Source organism: Leucobacter exalbidus (assembly GCF_017834145.1).
In the GTDB taxonomy this organism is placed as follows: domain Bacteria; phylum Actinomycetota; class Actinomycetes; order Actinomycetales; family Microbacteriaceae; genus Leucobacter; species Leucobacter exalbidus.
The window spans coordinates 945,459-971,763 of sequence record NZ_JAFIDA010000001.1 but is presented as its reverse complement, the minus strand read 5'-3'; the positions used below and the strand labels follow the sequence as shown (position 1 = coordinate 971,763).

Here is a 26,305-nt window from a genome sequence, read left to right as displayed (position 1 = left end):
CCGGTCGTACACCTGGTGTGTACGACCGGCCTTCTGCTGTCTGAACCCTAGAAAGGTTGCCATGCAGATTCTGCTGCCGCCATCAGAAACGAAACGCGAAGGCGGATCGGGGAGCCTCGACACCGAGCTGCTCGCCTTTGGCCCCGCGCTCACCCCAGCCCGCGAAGCGGTACGCGCCGCCCTCGAAGCACTGTGCGCCCCCGACGCCGACGAAGAAACGGCCGTGAAAGCCCTCAAACTTGGGGTGAAGAACCGGGGTGAAATCGCGCGCAACCGCTCGATCGGGTCGAGCGGCATTATGGCGGCGATCGACCGTTACACCGGGGTGCTCTATGACGCACTCGACGCCCAAACCATCGGCGCTCAGGCACGTGCCTGGTGCGGCGCGCACGTGCAGATTCAGTCAGCCCTGTTCGGTCGGGTGCGGGCTCTCGATCCGATTCCTGCCTACCGGCTGTCTGCCTCGTCGAAGCTCCCCGACCTGGGTAAACCGCTGAAGCGAGTGTGGGCACCCGCCCACGAAGAGCTGGACGCGCCAGCGTTCACGCTCGATCTGCGCTCCAAGGACTACGCACAACTGGCGCCGCTGCGCGCGGGGGAGGGGCACAGCCTCCACGTCGCCCAGCGCGGCGCTGACGGTCAAGTGCGGGCCCTCAACCACTTCAATAAAGCGGCCAAGGGTGACCTGGTTCGTCGCCTGGCGCAAACCGGTCAAGCGGTATCCTCCGTTGAAGAGCTCATTGCCTGGGCGAAAGACGCAGGCCTCAACCTTGACTTTGACGGTGACACGCTCACCCTCGTCACCGAGCTGGGCGCACCGACCCGCGCCTAAAGCTTAAAGCTCGTAACGTATCGGCCTGCCTGGCCGCGATAGGATGTACTGATGTCAAAGAGGTGGAAGCAGTGACGACACGCGGAGAGAACGCCGCGCGGCGACGTTTGCGCTACCGGAGCGACAGTGAGCTTGAGCTCGATCTGTCGTGGTTCGGGGCGACCGACGTCGGCCACCGCCGTGACACAAACCAAGACAGCTTTGTGACGATTGCCCCGGTTTTTGCCGTCGCCGACGGCATGGGCGGGCACTCAGCAGGCGAGGTCGCTTCGGCCGCGGTCGTGCGCAGAATCGCCGAACTGGGCGGTTCGAAGCAGGTCACTGACGCCGATCTTGATGCGGTGCTCGCTGACGCTGTCGAAGATATTGAACTCGACGCTGGCGACACCGAGCTGGGGGCTGGCACCACGGTCACCGGTGTGTTTCTCAGCACAGAGGACGAGCCGACCTGGCGCGTATTCAACATTGGCGACTCACGCGTCTACCAATACTTCAAGGGCGCGCTCAGCCAGATCACGGTCGACCACTCGGTGGTGCAGCACCTGATCGACACGGGCGCGATCACGCCCGAAGAGGCCGAGACGCATCCGCACGCCAACGTGATTACGCGCGCGGTCGGGTTCGGTGAGGCCGCCGTGCCCGATTACACGTCACTCGCGTTGATTGCGGGCCAACGCCTGTTGATCTGCTCAGATGGGCTCACCAAAGAGCTCACTGACGTCGGCATCCAGCACTTCCTCGCGACCTGCGAGACCGCAGAAGAAGCCGCGAGCATGCTGGTAAAGCAGGCCCTCGATAACTCGGGGCGCGACAACGTGACGGTGATCGTGATTGATGTGCACGCCGTCGGCGACGTTGTTGACACGGGCCTCGTCGAGGCGCCGGGGCTGAACACAGACGACTTCGATGACACCAGCACGTCGTCAAAGAAGCGTTCGGGCGACGAAGAGGAATAACCTCTCAGCTCACGCCACAGCGTAAACGCAACAGGCCGCGCACCCCTCGGGGTGCGCGGCCTGTTGCGTGTGTGGTTTACGCCGCGGCAAATGCCTCGTCGAGCACGCTGAGGATGTCAGCGATCAGCTCGTCGGTCATCTTCAGCGACGGCAGTAGGCGAATGGCCTGGTTGTAGATGCCCGCCGAGAGCAGCATGACACCCTGCTTCGCAGCGAAATCGATGATGCTGGCGACGAGGTCGGCATCAGGCTCGGTCGTGCCCGGCTTCGTGAGCTCGAATGCGAGCATCGCACCGTGACCGCGCACCTCGGCGATTGCCGGGTACTTTGCCTGGAGGGCCTTCAAACCCGCCGAGAACGTGGCCTCGATGCGCTGAGCCTCGAGCAGCAGGTTGTCGCGCTCGATGGTCTCAAAGACGGCGACGGCAGCCGCGCACGCGACGGGGTTACCGCCGAACGTGCCACCGAGACCGCCGGGCTGCGACTTGTCCATGATCTCGGCGCGACCGGTGACGCCAGCGAGGGGGAGGCCGCCCGCGATGCCCTTGGCCGTGAGCACGAGGTCAGGCTGAATGCCGAAGTGCTCGAACGCAAACATCTTGCCGCTGCGTGCGATACCCGCCTGCACCTCATCGGCGATGAACACGATACCGTTCGCGCGGCACCACTCGGCGAGTGCCGGGAGGAAGCCGTCGGCGGGAACGATGAAACCGCCCTCGCCCTGAATGGGCTCAAACACGAGGCACGCGAGGTCTTCGGCGCCCGCGCACTTCTCAAGGTAAGCGATGGTGCGCGCGGCAGCCTCGGCGCCCGTGAGGCCGTCGTGCAACGGGTACGAGTTGGGGGCCTTGTAGATGTTGCCCGCGCGCGGGCCGTACCCGGCCGCGTAGGGAACGGCCTTGTAGTTCATCGACGAGGTGAGCAGCGTACGGCCGTGGTAGGCGTGCTCGAGCACGGCAACGCCGGGGCGACCCGTGAACTTGCGTGCAATCTTGACGCCGTTCTCTACGGCCTCTGAGCCCGAGTTCACGAGCAGGGTCTTGTACGTTTCCTGCTGTGACGCGTACTTCGCGAGGTACTCGGCGACCTGTACGTAGGGCTCGTACGGGGTCATCGTGAACAGTGTGTGTGTCACCTTGCCCATTTGCTCGCGGGCCGCAGCGACTACCGAAGCATCGGTGTGGCCGATCGTCATGACGCCGATGCCACCGCACACATCAATGATGTGGTTGCCGTCGACGTCGACGACGATCGAATCGTGTGCGCGGTCGATGTAGACCGGCAGCACGCTGTGCACCCCCGGAGGCACGACGGCCTGACGTCGGGCGTGCAGCTCCTGCGAACGCGGGCCAGGGATCTCGGTGACGAGAAGGCGCTGCTGGGGAATACTGGACTCGGAAACGGTGGCTTCGCTCATGCTGTAATCCTAGCCCCGAGACGGGGTCAGAATCGCCCGAGGTGCGCGTCAATCCGAGTAACTTCACCCTGTATGCGGGCGCACTCGGCCGGTTAGAGTGAGCGCATGAACAATCTGCATGAGTACTCGGTCGGGGTCGAGTGGGTGGGCAATCGCGGCACCGGAACGAGTGGGTACCGCGCGTACGGTCGCGAGCAGCTGATCCACGCGGCGCATAAGCCGCCGCTGGAGGGCTCGGCAGACCCCACATTCCACGGCAACAAGGATCGCTGGAACCCCGAGGAACTACTTATCTCGGCGCTGGCACAGTGCCACATGCTGTCGTATCTCCACGTGGCCGTGCGACACGAGATCGTGGTCACCGCCTACACCGACACGGCCGTGGGAGTCTTACGGCAAGAGGGGCTCGGCGGTGCATTTGAACGCGTCACGCTGCGCCCGCGGGTGACGGTTGCTGAAGCCTCCATGGTCGCCGCAGCACGCACGGCGCATGCCGAGGCAGCAGAGCTGTGCTTCATTGCGAACTCCGTGAACTTTGAGGTGCATCACGAGCCCGAGATCTGGGTCGCGGGTGACCCTGCGTAACACGGGGCATGCGGGGGCGCGGCACCAGATAGAATGGTGGCCATGCCCAAACCCTCCTCGTTCTTCCTGACGACGCCCATCTTCTATGTGAACGACGCGCCCCACATCGGGCACGCCTACACCGAGGTTGCGGCCGACGTGCTCGCGCGGTGGCACCGGCAGGCAGGTGACGACACCTGGTTCCTCACCGGTACTGACGAGCACGGCCAAAAGATTCTGCGTACCGCGACCGCCAACGGCGTCGCGCCCAAGGAATGGGCCGACCGCCTCGTCGAGACCGCGTGGAAGCCGCTGCTCGACACGATCAACATTTCGAATGACGACTTCATTCGCACGACCGAACCCCGCCACGAGGCTGGCGTCGCCAAGTTCCTGCAGAAGCTGCACGATGACGGCCACGTCTACGCCGGTGAGTTCGAAGCCCTCTACTGTGTGGGCTGCGAAGAGTTCAAGCCCAAGAGCGAAATCGTCGACGGCGAGGGTGCGTTTGTCGGCGAGAAGGTCTGCGCGATCCACTCCAAGCCGCTCGAGCTGCTGCAGGAGAAGAACTATTTCTTCAAGATGAGCGCGTTCCAAGATCGCCTCCTCGCGCTCTACGAAGAGCGCCCCGACTTCGTGCAGCCCGCAAGTGCACGCAACGAGGTCATTGCGTTTGTGCAGCAGGGACTCGAAGATCTGTCGATCTCGCGCACCTCGTTCGACTGGGGTATTCCGATTCCCTGGGACTCTGAGCACGTCACCTACGTCTGGTTCGACGCGCTGCTGAACTATGTCACCGCAATCGGCTACGGCCAAGACGACGAAGAATTTGCGCGCCGCTGGCCCGCCACCCACCTCGTGGGTAAAGATATTCTGCGGTTCCACGCCGTGATCTGGCCCGCCATGCTGATGGCCGCAGGCCTCCCCGTGCCCGAGCACGTCTTCGCACACGGCTGGCTGCTCGTCGGCGGCGAGAAGATGTCAAAGTCGAAGCTCACGGGCATCGCCCCGAACGAGATCACCGACACGTTCGGTGCCGACGCGTTCCGCTACTACTTCATGCGCGCGATCTCCTTCGGCCACGATGGTTCGTTCAGCTGGGAAGACCTCGCGGCTCGCTACCAGGCTGAGCTGGCCAACGGCTTTGGCAACCTGGCCAGCCGCGTCCTCGCGATGAACGCCAAGTACTTCGAATCGCGTGTGCCGCAGGCAGGCGCCGAAACCCCGGCCGACGCAGCCATTCGCGAGCTCGCGGCGAGCATCGCCACGCGCGCCGACGAGAAGATCGAGAAGTTCGCGATCCACGAAGCGATCGCAGCGATCTGGGAGCTCGTGGACGCACTGAACGGCTACATCACCGAGCAAGCGCCGTGGGCGCTCGCGAAGGACCCCGCCAACGACGAGCGCCTGCAGACGGTGCTCTACACCGCGACCGAGGGGCTGCGCGTACTCGCCGAGTTCCTCGCCCCCGTGATCCCCGAGGCGACGGCGAAGCTGTGGGCTGCGCTGGGCGCTGAAGAGACGCTGGGTGCTCTGCAGGGTCAGCCGATCCGGGATGCAGGCAACTGGGGTCGGCTGCAGGCCGGCACCCAGCAGCACCCCATCTCCGTGCTCTTCCCCCGCATCGAAACGGAGGAGAAGGGCAAGTGAGCCAGTCGGAGCTCCCCGAAGTACCCGCCGGAGGGCTGCGTAAGCGCACCGATGGTTCGCGATCCGGCGATCAGCAGCGCGATTTATCGCTCCCTGCGGTGCCGCCGCCGCTCCCCATTGCGGTCTACGACAACCACACGCACCTCGAAATCGAAGACGGGATCGACACCCTCGATCCGATCGCCTCGCTCGACCGCGCAGAACTCGCGGGCGTGCGCGGTGTGGTGCAGGTGGGCACCGACCTCGCCACCAGCAAATGGAGTGCGCAGCTCGCCGCGAGCGACCCGCGCGTGCTCGCGGCGGTGGCGCTGCACCCCAATGAGGCTCCCAAGCTGTTTGCGCAGGGCAAGCTGAGCGCGCACCTGTCAGAAATTGCCAGGCTCGCGTCAGAGCCGCGCGTGCGCGCGGTGGGGGAGACCGGCCTCGATTTCTTCCGCACCGGCGAAGACGGTCGTGACGCGCAGATCGAAGCATTTGAAACGCACATCGAGATCGCCAAAGCGAACGGTATCGCGCTGCAGATTCATGATCGTGACGCGCACGACGAGGTCGTGGCAACGCTGACCCGCGTGGGCGCTCCCGCCCGCACCGTGTTCCACTGTTTCTCGGGCGATGCGCGCCTCGCCCGCATCTGCAACGAGCACGGCTGGTACATGTCGTTCTCGGGCACCTCAACGTTCAAGAACGCGCCCGCCCTGCGCGAGGCGCTGCAGGTGGCACGGCCCGAATTGGTGCTCGTGGAAACCGACGCACCATTTCTGACGCCCGAACCCTTGCGGGGCCGCCCCAACGCCCCCTATCTGATGCCGCACACCGTGCGTCGCATGTCTGAAACACTTGACGAGTCACTGGAAGACGTGTGCGCACGCCTGGTGGCCAACACCGAACGCGTGTACGGCTCGTGGAGTTTCGACGCCGACGCAACAAAGGAGACCGCAGCATGAGCGAGGTACAACCGGCACTGCTGGGGCCCGTGGAAGTACGTGAGCTCGCCGAACGTCTCGGCGTCTCACCCACCAAGAAGCTCGGCCAGAACTTTGTGATCGATCCCAACACGGTGCGCAAGATCGTGCGGCTCGCGGGCGTTGTTGCGGGCGACCGCGTGATCGAGGTCGGCCCGGGCCTTGGCTCGCTCACGCTCGGCATCACCGAGGTGGGCGCCGATGTCACCGCCGTCGAGATTGATCACCGGCTCGCGGCAGAACTGCCCACGACCGCGCGCACCATGCAGCCCGGTATCTTCGCCGACGAGAACGCACCCCGCCTGCGCGTGGTGCGCAGCGACGCACTTGAAATCTCGGCGGCCGATCTGGCCGCGTTGCCCGCGCCCCCCGAGGTGCTGGTGGCAAACCTGCCCTACAACGTGTCGGTGCCGATTCTGATGCACTTCCTCGAGCTGATTCCGCAGCTGCGTGCGGGGCTCGTGATGGTGCAGGCTGAGGTGGGGTACCGCATCGCGGCAGGCCCCGGATCAAAGGAATACGGTTCGCCGAGTGCGAAGGCCGCCTGGTACGGCCCGTGGCGCATCGCCGGCACCGTGAGCCGTCGCATCTTCTGGCCCGTGCCCGGCGTGGATTCGGTGCTGGTGGGGTACGAACGACTCGCCGAACCGCGCGGAACCGAAGCTGAACGTGTGGCAACGTTTGCGCTCGTGAACGCCGCGTTCGCGCAGCGCCGCAAGATGCTGCGTCAGGCATTGCAGCCCGTACTGGGCACGCTTGATCAGGCCGTCACTGTCATGCAGGCCGCGGGCATTGATCCGACGTCGCGTGCTGAAGAACTCAGCATCGAAGACTACCTCGCGATCGCCCGGGCCGCAGCTTAGCTGGTTCGCGCGCTGGGCGGGTGTCATCACACCCGCCCAGAGTGCGCTAGCGTTGACGTATGCGAGACGCTCGAGGAAGATCTGTCACGGTAAAGGCGCCGGGAAAGATCAACGTGTATTTCCGTGTGGGAGCACTGCAGGCTGACGGGTACCATGACGTCGCCTCGCTCTACCAGGCGGTATCGCTGTGCGAAGAGGTTACGGCCGAGCACAGCGATGAATTCACCGTGCGCTTCACGGGCCCGATCGATACGACCGACCTGGCCACCGACGGGTCAAACCTTGCGGTGCGCGCGGCACGGTTGCTCGCTGAGCACACCGGCTACGCGGGTGGGGTGGCCCTCACGATTTTGAAGCGGGTGCCGATCGCCGGCGGCATGGGCGGCGGATCGGCTGATGCCGCCGCGACGCTCGTGGCCTGCGATGAGCTGTGGGGCACGGGGCTCGGCCGCTCTGGCCTGCTGCCGCTGGCGGCGATGCTGGGCGCTGACGTGCCGTTCGCGCTCGAGGGGGGCACCGCGGTGGGCACCGGCCGCGGCGACGAGCTTAGCCCGGCGCTGGCGAAGGGCACCTTCCATTGGGTGCTTGCGCTGTCTGACGCCGGTCTGAGCACCCCGGTCGTGTACGAGGCCCTCGACGCGCACCGTGATCGCCACGCCACGCACCTGGGCACGCAGCCCGATCTCGTGAAGGTCGACACGGCGGTGCTGCAGGCGGTGCGCGTCGGCGACGCCGACTCGCTCGCCGACGCCATGCACAACGATCTGCAGACGGCGGCGCTGAATCTCGCGCCCGATCTGATGACGCTGCTTGAGCTGGGGGAGTCGCGCGGCGCGCTCGCTGGCATCGTCTCCGGATCAGGCCCCACGGTGGCCTTCCTCGTGCAAGACGCCCAGGCGGCGTCTGAGCTGCGTGGCGTGCTCACCCGCTCGGGAGTGCGTGCCTTGACGGTGACGGGCCCCGTGGTGGGCGCCCGCATTATCGAGGGTTAAATTTGTGACGCAGTTCGTGGGAATAAACGGGTTCCCTCACGCGCTGCACCGAGTGTGACGAAAACGATACGTGTAGAGATCTGGTCTGACATTGCCTGCCCGTGGTGCTTCATCGGCAAGCACCGCTTCGACGCTGGTGTCGCCGCCTTCCGCGCCGACCATCCAGAGGTCTCCTTTGAGGTGTCGAGCCACAGCTTTGAGCTGGCCCCCGACACCCCGCTCGATTTTCAGGGCAGCGAAGTTGAATTTTTGGTGCAGCACAAGGGCATGCCCGCCGACCAGGTGGAGCAGATGCTCGGTCAGATGACCGAGCTCGCCGCCAGCGAGGGCCTTGAGTTCGACTTCACCCAGGTGAAGCACGCGAACACGCGTCGTGCGCACCGCATGCTGCACCTGGCCCGCGAGCAGGGCGTGCAGGCGGCCGTGCAGGAGCGCTTGTTCAAGGCCTACTTCGGCGAGGGACAAGACATGTCTGACGCCGACACACTCGCACGCATCGGTGCTGAAGCCGGCCTCGACGCCGACCAGGTACGCGCCGCGCTGAACGACGACGCCTACGGCGCAAAGGTCGACGCCGATATCACCCGGGCACAGATGCTGGGTGTGACGGGAGTGCCGTTCTTCTTGCTCGAAAGCAAGTACGGCATCTCGGGTGCGCAGACCGCAGACGCGTTCCAGGGGGCGTTCGCGCAGGTGCTCGAACTGGAAGCTGAAGCCAGCGCCGCCAGCTAACTGGCCGCCCAGGCCACACACCGCAGAGAACTCATCAAAGGAGAACACCATGACTGACCAGAAGACTGCGGCCCCGGCCGATACCGCGCCCGCCGAAGCACCCGCCGCTGAACCGATCGCTGCTGATACGTTCAACGCTGAAGCCAGCATCGCCGGCGCTGCGGGGTTCGCCGACGCAGAGACGCGGGAGATCATGAACCTGCTTGGCGGCACCGCTGACGACAGCGACGCCGCGGGCGGTTGCTGCGGTGGCGGCTGCTGCCGCGTGTAACTGCGGGCACCAGAGGTCAGCACGCTGACACTGGCTGAACGATGAATGGCCTTGCCGCGACGTTTCGTCGCGGCAAGGCCATTCATTTAGGTCGCCGGCACTCCAAACAGGCCCGTGCCGTATTTCACGAGCATGTCATAGGCGGCCTTAAACGTCTCGGGTGGGTGCGCCTTTTCGTCGGCGGTGCCGTACTTCTCAACGATGAGCCCGATGAGCCCCTTCGCGGGCGGGCTGAGCGGACGATTGGGGTGCGACTTTGCCGGGTGCTCGCTCGCCTCGGGGTTGGGCGGTACAAACGAGGGCGAGGTCTGCGGCCAATCGGCGACGTGACGGGGCACCTTGCGATTAAACGCGCTGTCAAGCGACGTCGCGGTGTCATCGCGGCGGGTCAGCGGGCGCAGCCCAAACCGCTCTGAGAGCGTCGCTGCGAGCGATCCGTGATGCATTTCGTGCTGAAACACGCTGCCGCGCTCAACGTGCGCCGACACCAAAATAGCGGGGACACGGCAGCCGAGCCGATCGAATGCAAAACCCATCTCGCCGGGGCCGCTGTCATCGGGCGGGGTCGCCTTGGGTGGGGCGACGTGGTCATAGGTGCCGCCGTGCTCGTCGAAGGTGATGAGCAGCGCGGTGTTGAGATAGTTTGATCCCGATTTTGCCATGCCGCCGCGCACCGCGGTGTAGAGCTCGTGGATCAGCGCATCGCCCGCGCGCGCATCAGAGACCCCGCCGCTCCACACCTCGTCATCGGTGCCCAGGTCGCTTTCGCGTGCCAGGCCAACGGGCGGGTGAAAGTCGTTGTGGTTGTAAATCATGCGCGGCTCGATAAAGGCGTAATCGGGCAGGGTGCCGTTCTTCGTGTCTTCGTGGAACTGCTCCATCGTCGCGAAATGATCGGTGCCCCAATACTGTTCGAGCACGGGGGCGTGGATCACGCCGGTGAACGAGATCAGCTGCAGCTTGTCGAAGTAAATGCGCCAGCTGCGGCCGGCCTCCTCGAGCCGGTTAAAGACCGTGGGGGCGGGGGCCGCCTTCAGCCATTTGGCGTAGCTGCCATTGTGCTTGTTGATCACAAAGCCGTGGGAGGTGTTGGCGTGAAAGAAGCTGCGGTTGCAAAAGGTCTGGCTGGGCACGGCACAGAACCAGCGGTCGAAGACGCCAAACTCGCGCGCCAGCATCGAGACCACGGGCAGCATCTCGGGCGCAAATGAGCCCATGATCTGGTCGCGTTTGGCGGGCTTGGGGGCGTGCCCCTTCAAATGGGTGAACTCGCCCTCGTAGTCGAGTACGAAGCCACTCATCGTGGCCTTGGGTAACGGGTCAGGCAGGTTGAAGGGGGCGACCATCTCGCCCACGTCTTTGGCGTGATTTTCGGCATCAACGTACCCAAACAGCTGGGCGTTGACGTGCGGGTATTCCTCACCAGGGTCGGGGTTGGGTTTGCCCATGATGCTATCGGTGGCACCGCGATAGGTGTGCGCTTTGACGAGCGTGCCATCGCTTGCCGCATTGGAATAGTTGCCGAAGGCGAGCCCCTCAAATTTGCCCCGCGGTGGCGGCGCATCGGGGGTATAGAGATACCCGAGCATGTTGTCGAACGACCGGTTCTCACCCATCACCACGACGAGGTGATCGAAGCCGGGGTTCTTGCGCGGCGTGGGGATCGCAAACTCTTCGGGAATATACGTGGAGCCAATGGCCCCCGAGTAGCGGCCGACGGCCACGCCCGTCGCGCCGGCCGCTGCCACGGCGACTCCAGCCGCGATGAGGCCGCCAGATTTGAGAAAGCTGCGTCGGTTGGTGTGCCCGGGGGCGTGCTTGGGGTGGGAGTCTGCCTGGGGGCGTTCGTTCTCCGTCATACGTCCACTCTGGCACACCCTACGATGCACCCGTCACTTATCTGCGTTGCGGGCACACACTGGCGCCACGCACCCAGGCACCGCAGCGGTTACTCGGGCAGGTCGGCGCAGTTAGGGGTGGGTGTCTGGCCGGCAAACCGATCAAGCGTCCACTCCACCAGCTGCGGGGTGAGCGGAGAATCAGCCGCGACGAGCGAGTTGTGGTCGAGACCCGGGTAGGTGCGGTAATCGAGCTGATCGCCTGATGCGCAGCGCGCGGCCACCCAGTCCCGCTGCATCGGCGGCTTCACGAGCGGATCAGCGAGACCCTGCGCGACCAGCACGGGGGTAGCGAACGGGCCAACGGGGGTCTGCTGTTTCAGCTTGTCGCCGAAGACTCCCGCGAGCAGACGGTCGGGGAATACCTGGTTGGGTACCTGGGTGCCGTGCAGAATGGCGGCGATGACGTCGTTGCCGTTGAAGCAGAGATTCTGAATCTTTGCGACGCCCCTGGCCGAACCCGGGGTGAGATGCTTGCTGAGCTCAAGCTCGGGGAACAGATGATCCCACGTGGCGGCAATGTAGGCAGACACGGTTTTGCCCGCTGCCTCGTTCTTGTCGGCATCGGCGAGGCCATACAGATCGGCCGCGGGCGCAAACGCAGCCACCCCCAGCAGTGTGAGCTCGGGGGCATAGTCCTCGGCAATCTGCCCGACCCACAGCGCGCCCTGGCCGCCCTGGGAATGGCCCCACGCGACCGTCTCGGTCGACAGCGAGAGCCCCTCGATCTGCTGGGCCGCCAGTGACGCATCAAGCACGTTGCGGGCTTCGGCATCGCCCACCAAGTAGGGGTGGGTGCCGCTCGTGCCGAGCCCGATGTAGTCGGATGTGACGGCGGCATACCCGTGCTGGGTCACCATTTCGGTCAGTGCCGTCCCCGCGCCGTCAATGAACGGTGTAGCACTGAGCGACGGGGCGCACTTCGCAGCGACCCCGGTGGTGCCGTGGGCGACCGAGATCAACGGGAGGGGCGCTGCGCCAGGTTGCGCGGGCGCCATTACCGTGCCGCTCGAGACCGCGGCAGAACCATCGGGGTTCGTCGTCGTGTACAGCATCTTCCACGCCTGCGCGCCCTTGGGCACCCCCATCGTGAGCGGCTCCACGCGAATCAGCTGCCCGGGCGTCTTGGGTACGTCGGCCGGGGCGGTGTAGAACTCACCGGGCTCGGGTAACGCCGAACCACCCAGTAGTAGGCCGCTGCCGTAGGTGGCCCCGGCCGCGAGCAACAGCGCGAGCGCCGCAGCGATCGTGCGTGACCAGCGCGCCACCCGGCCGGGGGTGCCCGCCGCACCGGCTGGTCCCTGCGCATGTGGCGCTCGCCGCAGCACCACGGCGAGCAACAGCTGCAGCCCGAGAAACACGAACCAAGCGCCCACGCCATACCGAAACAGGCTGAGGGTGAGCACGGGCCACGCAAACGCGATCGCACCAATGAGCAGGGTCGCGACCGCGCTCAGCACGCCGGCCAAGCGCGCGTCTACCTGTGTGCCGCGGCGACCGCGTATTGCCTCAACTGCCGAGACCGCGCCGTGCACCACGAGCGCCGTCCCCACCAAAATCGCGAGCCACGGGGCGCCCGCCACCGGCCACAGCGCCATCACCACGCCGAGCACAATGATCAGCCCGGCGGCCCAGCGTGCGAGGCGGGCGCTGGCATCGGCGCGGATGAGGCTCACCGCCCCCGCGATGACGAGGCCGGCACCGGTGACGATTGCGATGCGGTGCACCGAAAGCGGGGCGAGAATCAGTAGCGCGCCAACAGCCAATGCGGCGGCCACGAGCACCAGGCGAGCCGGCAGCGCAAAGCGCAGCGCGGTGTGCAGGGCACGCTGTTTCAGCGTCGCACGCGGTGAACGCTGCGGCCCACCGGTCTGCGGCGAACTCTGCGGCTCGTTCTGCGGCTCGTTCTGCGGCTCGTTCTGCGGTGATGGCGTGTGCTGCGGTGCTGCTGGCTCAGTCAAGTGGGACCCCCTGATAGGTGGACGCGAATCGGTAGACGCGAGCCGTAACGATTCGGGCCAGGCTGCCCCTGCAGCGCTCACTCCAGACTAGCGATGCGGGGTGCGGGGAGCCACGTCACACGCCTGCGGGCACCCCCTCGCAGGGTGCCTGCAGCACCCAATCCGCCGTGCGATGCGGCGAGTGGAGCTGGTTGTGATCTGAGTCAACTACGCTAGAGGTCTTATGGCGCATCTTTTGGGGGCTGAAGCCCTTCACCTCGAAGTACCTACGAAGACCGTGTTCGACTCTGTGACGCTTGGCGTTGCTGAGGGCGATCGCATCGGCATCGTGGGCCGCAATGGCGACGGCAAGTCCAGCTTGCTCATGATGCTCGCTGGGCGGCGAAGCCCCGACGGCGGCAAAGTGACGATGCGCGGTGGCACCACCATCGGCGTGCTCGACCAGGCCGACGTATTTGACGATGGTGAGACCGTGGGTCACGCCATCGTGGGCGATATCCCCGAGTACGAGTGGGCGGGTGACCCCAAGATTCGCGACGTTATCGAGGGCCTCGTCTCAGATCTCGACTGGGAGGCCGAAGTTTCGGGCCTCTCGGGTGGTCAGCGCCGCCGCGTGGCCCTCGCCCGCGTGCTGGTCGGCGACCACGACATGGTGTTCCTCGATGAGCCCACGAACCACCTTGACGTTGAGGGCATTGCTTGGCTCGCCGAGCACCTGAAGCGTCGCTGGCCCCGCGACCAGGGCGCGCTGCTCGTCGTGACCCACGACCGTTGGTTCCTCGACGAGGTCTGCACGACCACCTGGGAGGTGCACGACCGCATCGTCGAGCCCTTCGAAGGTGGCTACGCGGCCTACATTCTGCAGCGCGTCGAGCGCGACCGCCAGAACGCCACGATCGAGCAGAAGCGCCAGAATCTGGCCAAGAAGGAACTCGCCTGGTTGCGCCGCGGTGCCCCCGCGCGCACGGCCAAGCCCAAGTTTCGCATCGACGCGGCGAACGAGCTCATCGCAGACGTTCCCGAGATTCGCGACAAGGTGTCGCTGCAGTCGATGGCGGTCACCCGCCTCGGCAAGGAGGTCGTCAACCTCATCGGTGCGGGCGTCGCGTACGGCGATCGCACGATTATCGAAGACGTTGAGTGGCGTCTCGCTCCCGGTGAGCGCACGGGCATCCTGGGCGTCAACGGCGCGGGCAAGTCCACGCTGCTGTCGCTGATCACCGGCTCACTCGAGCCCACCACGGGCACGGTGAAGCGCGGCAAAACCGTTAAGGTCGCCACGCTCACTCAGCAGCTCAACGAGCTCGAGGCGCACCTGAAGGAGCCGGTGCGCACCGTCATTGGGCGACTGCGCACGAGCTTCACGGTGGGATCCGGATCAAAGGCACAGGATCTCACGCCCGGGCAGCTGCTCGAGCGGATGGGGTTCACGAGCGCGCAGCTGTCGACCCCCGTGAAGGATCTCTCGGGCGGGCAGAAGCGGCGCTTGCAGCTGCTGCTGATTTTGCTGGAGCAGCCCAACGTGCTGATCCTCGATGAGCCGACGAACGACCTCGACACCGACATGCTCGCGGCGATGGAAGATCTGCTCGACACCTGGCCCGGCACGCTGCTCGTGGTCTCGCACGACCGATACTTCCTTGAGCGCGTCACCGATCAGCAGTACGGCATCTTTGCGCGCAAGCTGCGCCACCTGCCCGGCGGCGTCGATCAGTACCTCGAACTGCGTGCGGCCGAGCAAGCCGGTATGGAGATCTCCTCGTCGTCAGGTCAGGCCGGCGGCCCGCAGCAGATCTCGATGAAGGCGCCTAAGGCTGCCGCTCCGAAGGTGTCGGGCGCTGAGCGTCGCAACGCCGAGAAAGAGCTGTCGTCGATCGAACGCAAGATGGAGCGTATGCGCAAGGACGCCGCGAAGACTCGCGACGGGCTTGCCACGCTCGATCAGAATGATTACACGCTGTTGAATGCAGAGATGGCGAAGATCACCGAGCTCGAGTCTGCCGCAGACGACCTCGAGACGCGCTGGCTCGAACTCTCTGAGCTGCTCGGCTAACGTCGTCAGCTGGTGCGCGGTCATGCGTGACCGCGCACCATGGGCTACGCCCGCGACACGAAACGGGCGGTCACCGCGCCCGCGGCGGTGAGCTGCGCGGTCGTGGCGAGCAGTGCATCGCGCATCGCCGCCCCCGCGTGGGTGAGCGTCATATCGGCACGCCGCGCAAAACTGACCGTGCGCGACAGCGCAGGGTCTGCGAGCGGATGTGCCCTGAGTAGCGGGCGATCCAGCGCCACCATCGCGGGCACCACGGCGACGCCGAGGCCGCGCTCAACGAACCTGAGCGACGCATCCATCTCGGCGCCGTGCACCGCCACCACGGGCGAGAGCCCGGCCGCTTTAAACGCGCGCGACATGGTGGTGTGGAGGTCATAGCTGTCGGGAAACATCACCTGCGGTGTGGCGGCCAGCTGATCGAGCGTGACGGGCATAGACGCCGAGATTGCGCCGCCCTCGGCCCGCTCCACCACTACGAGACGCTCGGTGAGCATGGGCGTGCGGTCAAGCGTGTCAAACGCGGCCGCCGGGGCCTCGGTATCGACGATCAGGGCGAGATCGAGCGCGCCCTCAGCCAGGCTCGCAATGAGGCTGCGTGAGCCGCGCTCTAAAATCTCGACCTCAACGCCCGGGTACCGCGCACGAAACCCGGTAAGAGTCTCGGCGACGAGGCTCGTGCACAGCGTGGGCGTCGCACCGATGCGCACGCGGCCGGCGCGCAGCCCCGCCAGTTCGGCCATTTCGGCGCGCGCCGACTCGGCGTCGGTGAGCATGCGCCTGGCGCGTGGGAGCAGCCGCTCGCCCGCCGCGGTGAGCGCGATGTTGCCGCGGGCCCGATGAAAGAGTTCGACCCCCAGCTCGGTTTCGAGGGTGGCGATCTGCCGGCTGAGTGACGGCTGCGTCACGTGCAGCCCCTCTGCGGCCCGCGTGAAGTGGCCCAGGCGTGCGACCTCGGTGAAGCTGCGCAGCTGTTCAAGATTCATAGCCATAGCCTAAACGTATTGAAACCATGAAATCTATTCATTGGAGTAATTGACGACGAGCTTTTAGCGTGGAACCCATGCACACCAACACCAACACCAGCTCACGCACTGAGCGTCATCTCTCCACCAACGTTCTCGTCATCGGCACGGGAGGCGCGGGGTTGCGCGCCTCAATCGAACTCGCCGAACGCGGGGTGCAGGTGCTCGCCGTGGGCAAGCGCCGCGCACACGACGCCCACACCACCCTCGCCGCGGGCGGCATCAACGCCGCACTCGGCACCATGGATCCCGAAGACTCATGGCAGCAGCACGCGGCCGATACGCTGCGCGAGTCGTACTTCCTCGCTGATCCGGCGATCGTCGAGGTCGTTGCGCGCGGGGCCGCCCAGGGCATCGAAGATCTCGAGCGCTGGGGCATGCCCTTTGCGCGCGAAGCCGACGGGCGCATCAGCCAGCGCTTCTTTGGCGCCCATACCTACCGCCGCACCGCATACGCCGGCGACTACACGGGCCTCGAGATTCAGCGCACGCTGATGCGCCGGGCGCGCGAGCTCGCCGTGCCCATCATCGACACGGTCTACATCACCCGGCTGCTCGAAGCAGGCGGGCGCATCTTTGGCGCGTACGGCTTCGACATCGTCGACGGCACCCCCGTGGTGATCCACGCCGACGCCGTGATTCTTGCGGCAGGCGGCCACACCCGCATCTGGCGCCACACCTCGTCTCGCCGCGATGAGAACACGGGCGACTCGTTTCGGCTCGCGGCGCTCGCCGGCGCGAAAATTCGCGACGCCGAGCTCGTGCAGTTTCACCCCTCGGGGCTGCTCGAGCCCACAGACGCGGCGGGCACGCTCGTGTCAGAGGCCGCCCGCGGCGAGGGCGGGGTGCTGCGCAACGCACTCGGCGAGCGCTACATGGAACGCTACGACCCCGAGCGCATGGAGCTGTCGACCCGCGACCGGGTCGCGCTCGCGAGCTACACCGAGATCGCCGAGGGGCGCGGCACCGAAAACGGCGGCGTGCTGCTCGACGTCTCGCACCTGCCCCGCGAGGTGATCTTCGAGAAGCTGCCGCGGGTGTACCGCACCCTGATCGACCTGCAAATGCTCGACATCACCTCTCAGCCCATCGAGATCGCTCCCACCGCGCACTACTCCATGGGCGGCGTGTGGGTGCGACCCGAAGACCACGGCACGGGCGTGGCCGGGCTCTACGCGATTGGTGAGGCATCGAGCGGGCTGCACGGCGCGAATCGGCTCGGCGGAAACTCGCTCATCGAGCTGCTCGTGTACGGCCGCATCACGGGCGCAGACGCCGCCGAGTACGTCACGGGCCTCACCTCGGTGCGCCGCGATCGCGCCGCGGTCGATGCCGCCCGCGAAGAAATGCGGGCGCTGTTGCGGGGCGACAACACCGAGAGCCCGCGCCTGCTGCAGCGTGCGCTGCGCAATCTGATGACGGCGCACGCTGGCGTCGTGCGCGACGAGGCGGGGCTGACGGCCGGGCTGGCGCAGCTGGGCGAACTCGATGATCGGGCTACCAGGGTGGCCGTGCACCCCGACATTGCGGGCTTCGCAGATCTTGCCCACGCCTACGATCTCAAGGGCTCACTGCTGGCGGCGCGGGCGACGCTGGAGTGCGCGCTCGAGCGCCGCGAGACGCGCGGCTGCCACAACCGCTCCGACTTCCCCGAGCAAAACGACGCCCTGCGCGGCAACATGCTGTGGGATCTTACGCGGGGTGTGCGGTTCGAGCGGGTCGCCGAGGCCCCCGAATCGTTCCGTGAGCTTGCCTATGCGGCCGCCGATGACTCGGTCGCGGGCAAGCTCGTCGAATAGCGGGGCGCGACTAGCGAGGCGCGACACACGCAAACGACGCCCCACCAGAACCGAAGTTCTGGTGGGGCGTCGTCGCGTGTGCGCGTGATGCGCTGAGCGGGTTAGCGCCCGGCGTCAGCCTGCGCCTGTGCGCCCTCGCGCATGAAGCGGTGCAGCTGCGTGACGTGGCGGGGCTCGAGCTCATCGAGGCTCGAGACACCCAGCAGCGCCATCGTGCGCACGATCTCGCTGCGCAGAATCGCGATGGTGCGGTCGACGCCCTCGCGGCCGCCGGCCATCAGGCCGTAGAGGTAAGCACGGCCGATGAGCGCAAACTTCGCGCCCAACGCAACCGAAGCGACGATGTCGGCGCCGTTCATGATGCCGGTGTCGACCATCACGGTGGCATCCTTACCGACCTCGCGCACCACCTGCGGCAGCAGGTGGAACGGAACGGGTGCGCGGTCGAGCTGGCGGCCGCCGTGGTTCGAGAGCACGATGCCGTCGACGCCGCGGTCGATGAGCTTCACCGAATCGGCCACGTTCTGCACGCCCTTGACGACGATCTTGCCGGGCCACAGCTCACGGATGATATCGAGATCCTCGTACGAGATCGTGGGATCCATGGCCGAGTTCAGCAGCTCGCCGACGGTGCCGCCGGTGGTGTTCAGCGACGCGAACTCGAGCTTGGGGGTCGTCAAGAAATCGATCCACCACCACGGGCGGGGCAGCGCGTTCAAGATCACGCCGGGCGACAGCTGCGGCGGAATCGAGAAACCATTGCGGGTATCGCGCATGCGGTAGCCGGCGATGGGGGTATCGACCGTGAACATCAGCGTGTCAAAGCCCGCAGCAGCTGCGCGCTCCACCAGGCCGTACGAGATCTCGCGGTCGCGCATCACGTACAGCTGGAACCAGTTGCGGCCCTCGGGGTTTGCCGCCTTGACGCCCTCAATGGAGGTGGTGCCGAGGGTCGACAGCGTGAAGGGGATACCGGCAGCACCGGCAGCGCCGGCACCCGCGATTTCGCCCTCGGTCTGCATCAGCCGCGTGAACCCGGTGGGGGCGATGGCGAACGGCATCGCCGACGAACCGCCGAGCACCTGCGTGCTCGTGTCGACGTGCTCTGCGGGGCGCAGAATGTCGGGGTGCCACTCGATGTCTTCGAACGCCTGGCGGGCGCGCATCATCGACAGCTCACCCTCGGCAGCGCCGTCGGTGTAGTCGAAGGCGGCAGCGGGGGTGCGGCGCTTGGCGACCTTGCGCAGGTCGGCGATGGTCAGCGCTGAGTCGAGGCGGCGCTTCTTACCGTTGAACTCGGGCTTCTTGAACTGCATGAGCTCGAGCAGTTCAGCGGGGCGTGGAAACTGACGTTGCATGATGCGATCTCTTTCAGACGGTGTGCTGAGCGACAGGTGCTGCGCTCACGGGTTCTTTGTGCGAAACGCGCTTGATGAAGAAGGACGCGACGATCGATACGACACAGCAGAGGGCGACGTACACGGCGATGGGCCACCACTGGCCGCCGCTGATCTCGAACAGCCACGCTGCGATGAGGGGAGCGGTGCCGCCGAAGACGGCCGCGCCGAGCTGGTAGCCGAGCGAAGCGCCGGTGTAGCGCACCTCAGGGGCGAAGTTCTCGGCGATCAGCGTGCCCAAGATGGCGTTGACGCTGCCCCAGAGAATACCGAAGCCCACAATGGTGGCGATGAACAGGCCAAGGGTCGACCCGGTGTTCAGCACGAGGTAGTAGGGCACCACGAGCAAGATGGTGGCGGTGGCCGACCAGCGGTAGAGCACGGCGCGGTTGATGCGGTCTGAGATCGCACCAAAGATCGGCATCCAGAGCGTGGCCACGAATGCGGCGGCAGCGATGGCGAGCAGTACGTTGTTGTCGCGGGCGCCGAGCACGTTGGTGGCGTATGCGACGACGTAGGTGCCGAAGATGTAGAACGGGCCGGTCTCTGCGGCCTTCGCGCCGATCGACACGAGTACGGCGCCCCAGTGCTTGGTGACAACCTCCTTGATGGGGAGCTTGAGCTGCTTGCCCGATTCGCGCATGCGCTTGAACTCGGGCGTCTCATCGAGGCCGTTACGAATCCACAGGCCGATGAGCACGAGCACGACGCTGCCGACGAACGGAATGCGCCAGCCCCAGGTGAGGAACTGGTCATCGGGCAGCATGGTGAGCAGTGCGACCACGCCTGCGGCCAAGAGCATGCCGAGGCTGATGCCCATCTGGGGGACCGCGCCGTAGAGGCCGCGACGGTTCTTCGGTGCGTACTCGTAGGCGAGCAGCAGGGCGCCGCCCCACTCGCCGCCGATGCCGATGCCCTGCAGAATGCGGAAGCAGATCAGCAGGATCGGGGCCCAGATGCCGATGGTGTTGTAATCGGGCAGCAAGCCGATGGCGACGGTGCCGCCACCCATGAGCATCAGGGTGATGAACAGGGTCTTCTTGCGGCCGATGCGGTCACCGATGTGCGCGAAGATCACGCCGCCGAGAGGGCGGAAGAAGAAGGTCAGCGAGAACGAGATGTACGCGAGGATCGTCGAGACGAACTCGTTGTCGCTCGGGAAGTACATCTTGTTGAAGACGAGGGCTGCGACGGTGCCGTAGACCAAGAAGTCAAACCACTCGATCACACTGCCGCTCAAGCTGCCCAGCAGCACCCGATAGTTTAACTTTGGGTTTTCCTGCACGGATGTTGTGTCAGTCAATTCGTACTCCCCTTTGAGGATAAATCAAAAACTTTGTGGCCAGACCATGTGGCCAGACCACAGAAGTGTACGTCGACTTTGCGGCGCCGTCAACACGACATCACGCCGGGCAATTGGCGTGTTTGCGCGGGCAGGCGCGGGGTGACCGCGCGGCTAGCGCGTGGTCTCGTGGAAGTAACCCTCGATGTGGGCGCGCAGCTGCTGCGCGGCAGCATCGCGCTCGCCCAGCTGCAAGCTGCCAAGAATCTCGCGATGTTCGGTGCGCAGCCGGGCCGCGGTCGTCTCCCAATCAGGGAGCGACTTGGCGAGCGTGACCGTGTGATCGGCGAGCGTGAGACGCATCGCATCCATCAAACTGCTGATCAGCGGGTTACCGGCCGAGTGTGACAGGGTGACGTGAAACTCGGCATCAAGGGTGAGGAAGCTTTCGACAGCGAGATCCGGATCATCCATGCGATCGAGTAGTTCGCTCGCCCCGGCCCAATCACCCGCGCCGGTCACCGAGCGCATCGCCGCCCACGATTCGAGCAGCAGACGGGCCTCGAGAATATGGTCGTGATCGACGTGCCGCGTCGCCAACTGCATGCTGAGCGCGAGGGTGAGCGCCTGCTCGGGGGCCGCCGTGAGGATCGTGCCCGAGCGGGGCCCCGACCCCGTTGACGTCTGAATCGTGCCGAGCGCCTCAAGCACCCGCATCGCCTCGCGCAGCGAGCTGCGCGACACCTCGAGGGTCTCAGCGAGCGCTCGTTCGCTGGGCAAGTGGTCGCCAATGTGTAGGCGCCCACTCGAGAGCCCCTCGGTCACCCACGACATCACCACTTCATGCGCTTTCATTGCCTTGATTATGGCATCTCGTGAGCGAATATTTCTGTGCTCAGCGCGCACGGTCGGTGGCGCGGCCTTGCGGGCCTCGATACCCTGAGATGAGCGCAACAATGCAGTCGGCACCCAGAGGTGCCGCCGCGTGCGCGATCCACCGTGAAAGCGTGAAAGGACACCACATGGTCTATCGAGTACAGGGCGTTGTCGTGCGGGCGAAAGATGCGCCGGCGACGATCGAAACAATTATTGTTCCTGATCCCGGGCCGGGCGAGGCCGTCGTCGACATCATCACGAGCGGTGTCTGCCACACCGATCTGCACTACCAGCTGGGCGGCATCAGCGACGAGTTTCCCTTCTTGCTCGGGCACGAGGCCACCGGCCGCGTTGCCGCCGTGGGCGAGGGTGTCACGAGCGTGGCCGTGGGCGACCGCGTCATCTTGAACTGGCGTGCAGTGTGCGGCGAATGCCGTGCCTGCGCCAAGGGCCAGCCGCAGTACTGCTTCGCGACGCACAACGCGACCCAGAAGATGACCCTCGAAGACGGCACGGTGCTCTCACCGGCGCTGGGCATTGGCGCATTCATCGAGAAGACGCTCGTGGCCGCGGGCCAGTGCACCAAGATCGACGAAGACTCAGACGCGGCAGCCGTTGGCCTGCTCGGCTGCGGTGTGATGGCCGGCATCGGCGCGGCGATCAACACCGGTGAGGTGAAGCGCGGCGAATCGGTCGCAGTGATCGGCTGTGGCGGCGTGGGCACCGCAGCAATCGCGGGCGCACAGCTCGCAGGTGCGACCACCATCATCGCCGTCGACATCGACGACGCGAAGCTCGAACAGGCGAAGCGCTTTGGCGCCACCCACACGGTGAACTCGCGCGAGGTTGACCCGGTCGAAGCGATTCAGGCTCTTACCGGCGGCTTCGGCGCCGACCTCGTGATCGACGCCGTGGGTCGCCCCGAGACGTACAAGCAGGCGTTCTACGCCCGCGACCTCGCCGGTCGCGTGGTACTCGTGGGTGTGCCCACCCCCGAGATGATGCTCGAGCTGCCCCTGCTCGACGTCTTTGGCCGCGGCGGTTCGCTGAAGTCATCGTGGTACGGCGACTGCCTGCCCAGCCGCGACTTCGCGATGCTGATCGACCAGTACAAGCTCGGTCGCCTCGACCTTGACGGCTTTGTCACCGAGCGCATCGGCCTCGGTGACGTCGAAGCCGCCTTCGCCAAAATGGCAGAGGGCACCGTGCTGCGTTCGGTGGTTGAGCTGTGACCGGCACACGCGTCGAACGCGTCGTCACGAGCGGCACCTTCTCACTCGACGGCGGCACCTGGGATGTCGACAACAATGTCTGGATCGTGGGTGACGACGCTGAGGTGATCGTCATTGATCCGGCGCACGACGCGGCCGCCGTGGCCGCGGCCGTGGGCGGTCGCACCGTGTGCGCGGTGCTGTTGACGCACGGGCACGACGACCACATTCGGGCGGCGCGCGAAACGGCAGATCTGCTGGGCGCTGAGCTGTTTCTCAACCCGGCAGACCACATGCTGTGGTCGGCCGTGTACGACGAACTGCCCGAGCGCGAGATCGCCGACGATGACAGCTTCGAGGTCGCGGGCGTGACCCTCGTGGCGCAGCACACTCCGGGGCACTCACCCGGGTCTACGAGTTTCGTTGCCGCGGGTCTGAACGCCGTGTTCACCGGGGACACCCTGTTTCAGGGTGGCCCGGGTGCCACCGGCCGCTCGTACAGCGATTTTCCGACGATCATCGAGTCGATCACGAATCGCCTCTTGACGCTGCCGGGTGACACCGTGGTGTACACCGGGCACGGTGACACCACCACAATTGGGGCAGAAGCGCCCCAGCTGCAAGAGTGGATCGCGCGCGGTCACTAAGCGCACGACAGCTGCGCACGCGCTGTGCCAGCTGTGCCGGCCTTGCCAGTAACGCCAGAGGCGGTGGCCCCCAAATGTGGGGGCCACCGCCTCTGGCGTTGTGCGACGTGCGAACGCGCGGCGCGTTACTTGAGCGAAGCGCGCGCGGCCTCAGCGGGCACCGAAACGGCATCGGTGAAGGTTTCGGTGTCGTCTGTGAGCACGCGACCCTTCGTCTCGGGGAGACGGTAGATCGTGTAGGCCGAGATCACCAGCAGAACCGACAGATAGATCAAGAAAGCGTGTGCGCCGTACGTGGTGGTCAGCCAGGTCTGCAGGTACAGCGAGGTGCCGCCGAAGATCGCGGTGGCCACGGCCAGCGGCACGGCCACCCCAACGGTGCGCACGCGGGTCGGAAAGATCTCGCTCATCACGGCGGGAGAGATCGACAGGATCGCGGTGAGGAACACGGCAGCGCCGGTCATCGCGAAGAACAGGTGCACCGGGTTGCCGTCGATCAGTGCCGACAGCGGGAACAGAGTAACAAGTAGGCCCACGTACCCAAAGAGCATGACGGGGCGACGGCCGATGCGGTCAGAGAGCATGCCCCAGAACGGCAGAAACGCGATGAACAGCACGTTTGAGGCCACGCCCGCGAGCAGCGTTGCGGTGGGGTCTGCGCCCAGCACGCTGATGGAGTACGACGACGATGCGACCACCCAGTAGTAGTACGCCACCGTCATGCCCATGGTCATGCCCACGACCTGCATCACCGAGCGGCGCATCGTCCACATGTCGGCGAAGAACCCGGGCTTCTTGGCTGCCTCGGCGGTTTGATCCTCGAGAACCACCTCGATCTGCTCGGTGAACTGTTCGGTTTCGGGCATGCTGCGGCGCATCCACAATGCGTACAGGCCGCCAAGGCCCGCGATGATGAACGGCACACGCCAGCCCCAAGCCGCCATAGTTTCTGCGCCCAGCACGGCCGAGAGCACGGCGCCCAGCAACATGCCGGCCATCACGCCAACGGTGCCCGACGAGTAGATCAGCGAGGCCCAGAGGCCGCGGCGCTTGGCCGGGGCGCGCTCTGACAGATACGCGCCAGCGGTCGGCTGCTCGCCGCCGTAGGCGAGGCCCTGGGTGAGGCGTGCTACGAGCAGCAGCACCGAAGCCCACACGCCGATGGTGTCGTAGGTGGGGCTGACGCCAATGAGCAGCCCGCCCGCGGCGATGAGGCCCACGGTCAGCGACATGGCGGTGCGGCGGCCGATGCGGTCACCCAACCGCCCAAAGATGAAGCCACCAATGGGGCGGCCAACAAAGCCCACGGCAAACACGACGAGCGTCGAGAGGAACGCCGAGACGGGGTTATCTGAATTAAAGAAGCTTGAAGCAAAGAACGGCGCGAACGTGGCATAAATTGCCCAGTCAAACCATTCGAGGGCGTTCCCAAAACCGGTGCCCACGAGGGCGCGACGGGTTTCGACGCGGTGGTGTTGCTCGGTCGTTGAGCGAGTGGTTGTCATCGATGACCTCCTTATAGCGATGTGAATAGTACTACGGCGCGGCGGTGCGGCGTAGCTTAGGGGCGGTGCTCGGCGAGCTGGGCGAGGCGATCAAACGCGAGCTGCGCGTAGAGCGCCGCGCCGTCGGGCAGCACCGAGTCGTCAAACAGCACGCGGGGGCTGTGGTTGTCGGGCGGGGTCTCATCGCCGTCGGCGATGTCTCCCGCTGACAACACCACGAATGATCCGGGAACCTCAGCGAGCACGCGAGAAAAATCCTCAGAGCACGAGAGCGGGTTCGCCATATTGACGTACCGCGAAGCACCAAACAGCTTGGCGGCGGTCTGCGCGACAAACGCCGTCTCATTGTGATCGGTGATGGTCGCGGGGTAGCCCTCGACCACGTCGACCTCAACGCTGGCCTGGTGGCCCGCAGCGATGCCCGCCAGCAGCGTGCGCACGCCGGCCTGCCACTTTTCCTGCGACTCGGCAGACCAAGAGCGCACTGACGCGCTAAACCGCACCGACTCGGGGATGGCGTTGGGAGCGGCCATATCGCCGCCCGCGATCGCGCCCACCCCAATGATTACGGGGTCGAACACATCGAAGCGGCGGGTGACGAAATTCTGCAGCGCCACAATCATTTCGGCGGCAATCGTGACCGGATCAACGGCGCGATACGGTGCCGAAGAATGCCCGCCGCGGCCCACCACTCGCACATTGAGGGTGTCGGCCGCCGACATAATCGTGCCTGGCCGGCTCGAGAACGTGCCGAGCTCGCGACGGTCGGAGAACACGTGCATGGCGAAGGCGGCATCGACCCGGCGACCGGCGGCCTCGAGCACTCCCTCCTTCACCATCACGGCGGCACCATCGTGCAGTTCTTCGCCCGGCTGGAACATCAACACGACGTCGCCCGCGAGCTCGTCACGGTGCGCCGCGAGTACCTTGGCCGCGCCGATCAGCATGGTCGTGTGCAGATCGTGGCCGCAGGCGTGCATTTTTCCATCGAACTTTGACCGGTAACTGAGGTCATTGTCCTCGTGCACAGACAGGCCGTCCATGTCAGCGCGCAGCAGCACGGCGGGAGCGTCAGTGGCCGGGCGCAGGGGAGATGTACCCCGCAGCACGGCGGTCACCGAACTGAGCGCGGTGCCCGTGGTGATTTCAAGCCCCAAGTCCGCAAGCTCCTGCAGTACGCGCGCCTGCGTCTGAGGCAGGTGCAGCCCCACCTCTGGGTGCTGGTGCAGTTCGCGACGCAGCGCAATGAGCTCGGGTGCGAGACCCAGAGTGATGGTGTGAGCATCCATGCTCGACCTCTTTCTTCGTTCACGCAGCAGACGACGTTGCCCGCGCGCTATAACGGGTCAATCATGGCGCTGATTCCCTGGTGACATACGATTACGGAGGGTAATCTGCATCTGGAAGCGGTCGCG

22 protein-coding genes are annotated in these 26,305 nt (G+C 65.7%); 13 read left to right on the top strand and 9 right to left on the bottom strand.

Annotation, left to right across the window (positions count from 1 at the left end):
* The first annotated feature begins 61 nt into the window (after window positions 1–61).
* Together JOF28_RS04435 and JOF28_RS04430 are read left to right on the top strand one after the other, a co-directional pair.
* Entirely contained in the window at window positions 62–832 is a 771-nt protein-coding gene (locus JOF28_RS04435; protein ID WP_209704658.1) for a YaaA family protein, read from the top strand.
* 71 nt (window positions 833–903) lie between these two features.
* Window positions 904–1,788: a PP2C family protein-serine/threonine phosphatase gene (locus tag JOF28_RS04430; RefSeq protein ID WP_209704657.1), complete on the top strand. Its 885-nt coding sequence runs from the start codon at window positions 904–906 to the stop codon at window positions 1,786–1,788.
* A gap of 76 nt (window positions 1,789–1,864) precedes the next feature.
* Here the strand turns inward: JOF28_RS04430 and JOF28_RS04425 are convergent, their stop codons facing one another.
* A complete protein-coding gene (locus JOF28_RS04425; RefSeq protein ID WP_209704656.1) occupies window positions 1,865–3,205 on the bottom strand; it encodes an aminotransferase class III-fold pyridoxal phosphate-dependent enzyme in 1,341 nt (446 codons plus the stop codon).
* Between the two features lie 105 nt (window positions 3,206–3,310).
* Here JOF28_RS04425 and JOF28_RS04420 point away from each other — a divergent pair, with 105 nt between their 5' ends.
* The 7 genes from JOF28_RS04420 to JOF28_RS04390 are packed head-to-tail and all read left to right on the top strand — an operon-like array spanning window position 3,311 to window position 9,239.
* Window positions 3,311–3,790 carry an OsmC family protein gene (locus tag JOF28_RS04420; protein ID WP_209704655.1) on the top strand — a complete coding sequence of 160 codons (480 nt, stop codon included), beginning with the start codon at window positions 3,311–3,313 and terminating at the stop codon, window positions 3,788–3,790.
* A gap of 42 nt (window positions 3,791–3,832) precedes the next feature.
* A complete protein-coding gene (gene metG / locus JOF28_RS04415; protein ID WP_209704654.1) occupies window positions 3,833–5,419 on the top strand; it encodes a methionine--tRNA ligase in 1,587 nt (528 codons plus the stop codon).
* Window positions 5,416–6,363: a TatD family hydrolase gene (locus tag JOF28_RS04410; protein WP_209704653.1), complete on the top strand. Its 948-nt coding sequence runs from the start codon at window positions 5,416–5,418 to the stop codon at window positions 6,361–6,363. Before metG ends, JOF28_RS04410 begins: the two co-directional genes overlap by 4 nt.
* Entirely contained in the window at window positions 6,360–7,244 is an 885-nt protein-coding gene (gene rsmA, locus JOF28_RS04405; protein ID WP_209704652.1) for a 16S rRNA (adenine(1518)-N(6)/adenine(1519)-N(6))-dimethyltransferase RsmA, read from the top strand. The genes JOF28_RS04410 and rsmA overlap by 4 nt, the downstream gene beginning before the upstream one ends.
* Window positions 7,245–7,303: 59 nt before the next feature.
* Complete coding sequence (locus JOF28_RS04400) at window positions 7,304–8,236, top strand: 4-(cytidine 5'-diphospho)-2-C-methyl-D-erythritol kinase (RefSeq protein WP_209704651.1); 933 nt, start codon at window positions 7,304–7,306, stop codon at window positions 8,234–8,236.
* 54 nt (window positions 8,237–8,290) lie between these two features.
* A complete protein-coding gene (locus JOF28_RS04395; protein ID WP_209704650.1) occupies window positions 8,291–8,968 on the top strand; it encodes a DsbA family oxidoreductase in 678 nt (225 codons plus the stop codon).
* Window positions 8,969–9,017: 49 nt separating this feature from the next.
* Entirely contained in the window at window positions 9,018–9,239 is a 222-nt protein-coding gene (locus tag JOF28_RS04390) for a hypothetical protein (RefSeq protein ID WP_209704649.1), read from the top strand.
* Window positions 9,240–9,325: 86 nt separating this feature from the next.
* Here JOF28_RS04390 and JOF28_RS04385 read toward each other — a convergent pair whose 3' ends face one another.
* Together JOF28_RS04385 and JOF28_RS04380 are read right to left on the bottom strand one after the other, a co-directional pair.
* Window positions 9,326–11,098, bottom strand: a complete 1,773-nt coding sequence (locus tag JOF28_RS04385; RefSeq protein WP_209704648.1) for an alkaline phosphatase family protein — start codon at window positions 11,096–11,098, stop codon at window positions 9,326–9,328.
* Between the two features lie 89 nt (window positions 11,099–11,187).
* Window positions 11,188–13,098 (bottom strand): lipase family protein, encoded by a 1,911-nt coding sequence (locus JOF28_RS04380; protein ID WP_245189864.1) that lies wholly within the window; start codon window positions 13,096–13,098, stop codon window positions 11,188–11,190.
* Window positions 13,099–13,321: 223 nt separating this feature from the next.
* Between JOF28_RS04380 and JOF28_RS04375 the strand changes: the two genes are divergently transcribed.
* Window positions 13,322–15,151, top strand: coding sequence for an ABC-F family ATP-binding cassette domain-containing protein (locus JOF28_RS04375; protein ID WP_209704647.1), 1,830 nt, complete (start codon window positions 13,322–13,324; stop codon window positions 15,149–15,151).
* A 44-nt stretch (window positions 15,152–15,195) separates the two neighbouring features.
* Here the strand turns inward: JOF28_RS04375 and JOF28_RS04370 are convergent, their stop codons facing one another.
* Window positions 15,196–16,134: a LysR family transcriptional regulator gene (locus JOF28_RS04370; RefSeq protein ID WP_209704646.1), complete on the bottom strand. Its 939-nt coding sequence runs from the start codon at window positions 16,132–16,134 to the stop codon at window positions 15,196–15,198.
* 77 nt (window positions 16,135–16,211) lie between these two features.
* On the opposite strand from JOF28_RS04370, the gene JOF28_RS04365 reads away from it, so the two are divergent.
* Window positions 16,212–17,972 (top strand): FAD-binding protein, encoded by a 1,761-nt coding sequence (locus JOF28_RS04365; RefSeq protein WP_209704645.1) that lies wholly within the window; start codon window positions 16,212–16,214, stop codon window positions 17,970–17,972.
* Between the two features lie 101 nt (window positions 17,973–18,073).
* Here JOF28_RS04365 and JOF28_RS04360 read toward each other — a convergent pair whose 3' ends face one another.
* The 3 genes from JOF28_RS04360 to JOF28_RS04350 form a co-directional block, all read right to left on the bottom strand.
* Window positions 18,074–19,333 (bottom strand): alpha-hydroxy acid oxidase, encoded by a 1,260-nt coding sequence (locus JOF28_RS04360; protein WP_209706762.1) that lies wholly within the window; start codon window positions 19,331–19,333, stop codon window positions 18,074–18,076.
* A 10-nt stretch (window positions 19,334–19,343) separates the two neighbouring features.
* On the bottom strand, window positions 19,344–20,654 hold the full coding sequence (locus JOF28_RS04355) for an MFS transporter (protein WP_209704644.1): 1,311 nt from the start codon (window positions 20,652–20,654) through the stop codon (window positions 19,344–19,346).
* Window positions 20,655–20,825: 171 nt separating this feature from the next.
* A complete protein-coding gene (locus JOF28_RS04350) occupies window positions 20,826–21,506 on the bottom strand; it encodes a FadR/GntR family transcriptional regulator (protein WP_209704643.1) in 681 nt (226 codons plus the stop codon).
* Between the two features lie 167 nt (window positions 21,507–21,673).
* Here JOF28_RS04350 and JOF28_RS04345 point away from each other — a divergent pair, with 167 nt between their 5' ends.
* Complete coding sequence (locus JOF28_RS04345) at window positions 21,674–22,759, top strand: S-(hydroxymethyl)mycothiol dehydrogenase (RefSeq protein WP_209704642.1); 1,086 nt, start codon at window positions 21,674–21,676, stop codon at window positions 22,757–22,759.
* A complete protein-coding gene (locus JOF28_RS04340; RefSeq protein WP_209704641.1) occupies window positions 22,756–23,385 on the top strand; it encodes an MBL fold metallo-hydrolase in 630 nt (209 codons plus the stop codon). The genes JOF28_RS04345 and JOF28_RS04340 overlap by 4 nt, the downstream gene beginning before the upstream one ends.
* Window positions 23,386–23,510: 125 nt before the next feature.
* Here JOF28_RS04340 and JOF28_RS04335 read toward each other — a convergent pair whose 3' ends face one another.
* On the bottom strand, window positions 23,511–24,890 hold the full coding sequence (locus tag JOF28_RS04335) for an MFS transporter (protein ID WP_209704640.1): 1,380 nt from the start codon (window positions 24,888–24,890) through the stop codon (window positions 23,511–23,513).
* Between the two features lie 56 nt (window positions 24,891–24,946).
* Window positions 24,947–26,179, bottom strand: coding sequence for a M20 metallopeptidase family protein (locus JOF28_RS04330; protein ID WP_209704639.1), 1,233 nt, complete (start codon window positions 26,177–26,179; stop codon window positions 24,947–24,949).
* Window positions 26,180–26,305: the final 126 nt, after the last annotated feature.

Excerpts from the sequence above, each read along its gene's own strand:
- JOF28_RS04435 (WP_209704658.1), top strand. The coding sequence starts at position 62 with ATGCAGATTCTGCTGCCGCCATCAGAAACGAAACGCGAAGGCGGATCG.
- JOF28_RS04425 (WP_209704656.1), bottom strand. The coding sequence starts at position 3,205 with ATGAGCGAAGCCACCGTTTCCGAGTCCAGTATTCCCCAGCAGCGCCTT.
- JOF28_RS04420 (WP_209704655.1), top strand. The coding sequence starts at position 3,311 with ATGAACAATCTGCATGAGTACTCGGTCGGGGTCGAGTGGGTGGGCAAT.
- metG (WP_209704654.1), top strand. The coding sequence starts at position 3,833 with ATGCCCAAACCCTCCTCGTTCTTCCTGACGACGCCCATCTTCTATGTG.
- rsmA (WP_209704652.1), top strand. The coding sequence starts at position 6,360 with ATGAGCGAGGTACAACCGGCACTGCTGGGGCCCGTGGAAGTACGTGAG.
- JOF28_RS04400 (WP_209704651.1), top strand. The coding sequence starts at position 7,304 with ATGCGAGACGCTCGAGGAAGATCTGTCACGGTAAAGGCGCCGGGAAAG.
- JOF28_RS04390 (WP_209704649.1), top strand. The coding sequence starts at position 9,018 with ATGACTGACCAGAAGACTGCGGCCCCGGCCGATACCGCGCCCGCCGAA.
- JOF28_RS04385 (WP_209704648.1), bottom strand. The coding sequence starts at position 11,098 with ATGACGGAGAACGAACGCCCCCAGGCAGACTCCCACCCCAAGCACGCC.
- JOF28_RS04375 (WP_209704647.1), top strand. The coding sequence starts at position 13,322 with ATGGCGCATCTTTTGGGGGCTGAAGCCCTTCACCTCGAAGTACCTACG.
- JOF28_RS04370 (WP_209704646.1), bottom strand. The coding sequence starts at position 16,134 with ATGAATCTTGAACAGCTGCGCAGCTTCACCGAGGTCGCACGCCTGGGC.
- JOF28_RS04365 (WP_209704645.1), top strand. The coding sequence starts at position 16,212 with ATGCACACCAACACCAACACCAGCTCACGCACTGAGCGTCATCTCTCC.
- JOF28_RS04350 (WP_209704643.1), bottom strand. The coding sequence starts at position 21,506 with ATGAAAGCGCATGAAGTGGTGATGTCGTGGGTGACCGAGGGGCTCTCG.
- JOF28_RS04345 (WP_209704642.1), top strand. The coding sequence starts at position 21,674 with ATGGTCTATCGAGTACAGGGCGTTGTCGTGCGGGCGAAAGATGCGCCG.
- JOF28_RS04335 (WP_209704640.1), bottom strand. The coding sequence starts at position 24,890 with ATGACAACCACTCGCTCAACGACCGAGCAACACCACCGCGTCGAAACC.
- JOF28_RS04330 (WP_209704639.1), bottom strand. The coding sequence starts at position 26,179 with ATGGATGCTCACACCATCACTCTGGGTCTCGCACCCGAGCTCATTGCG.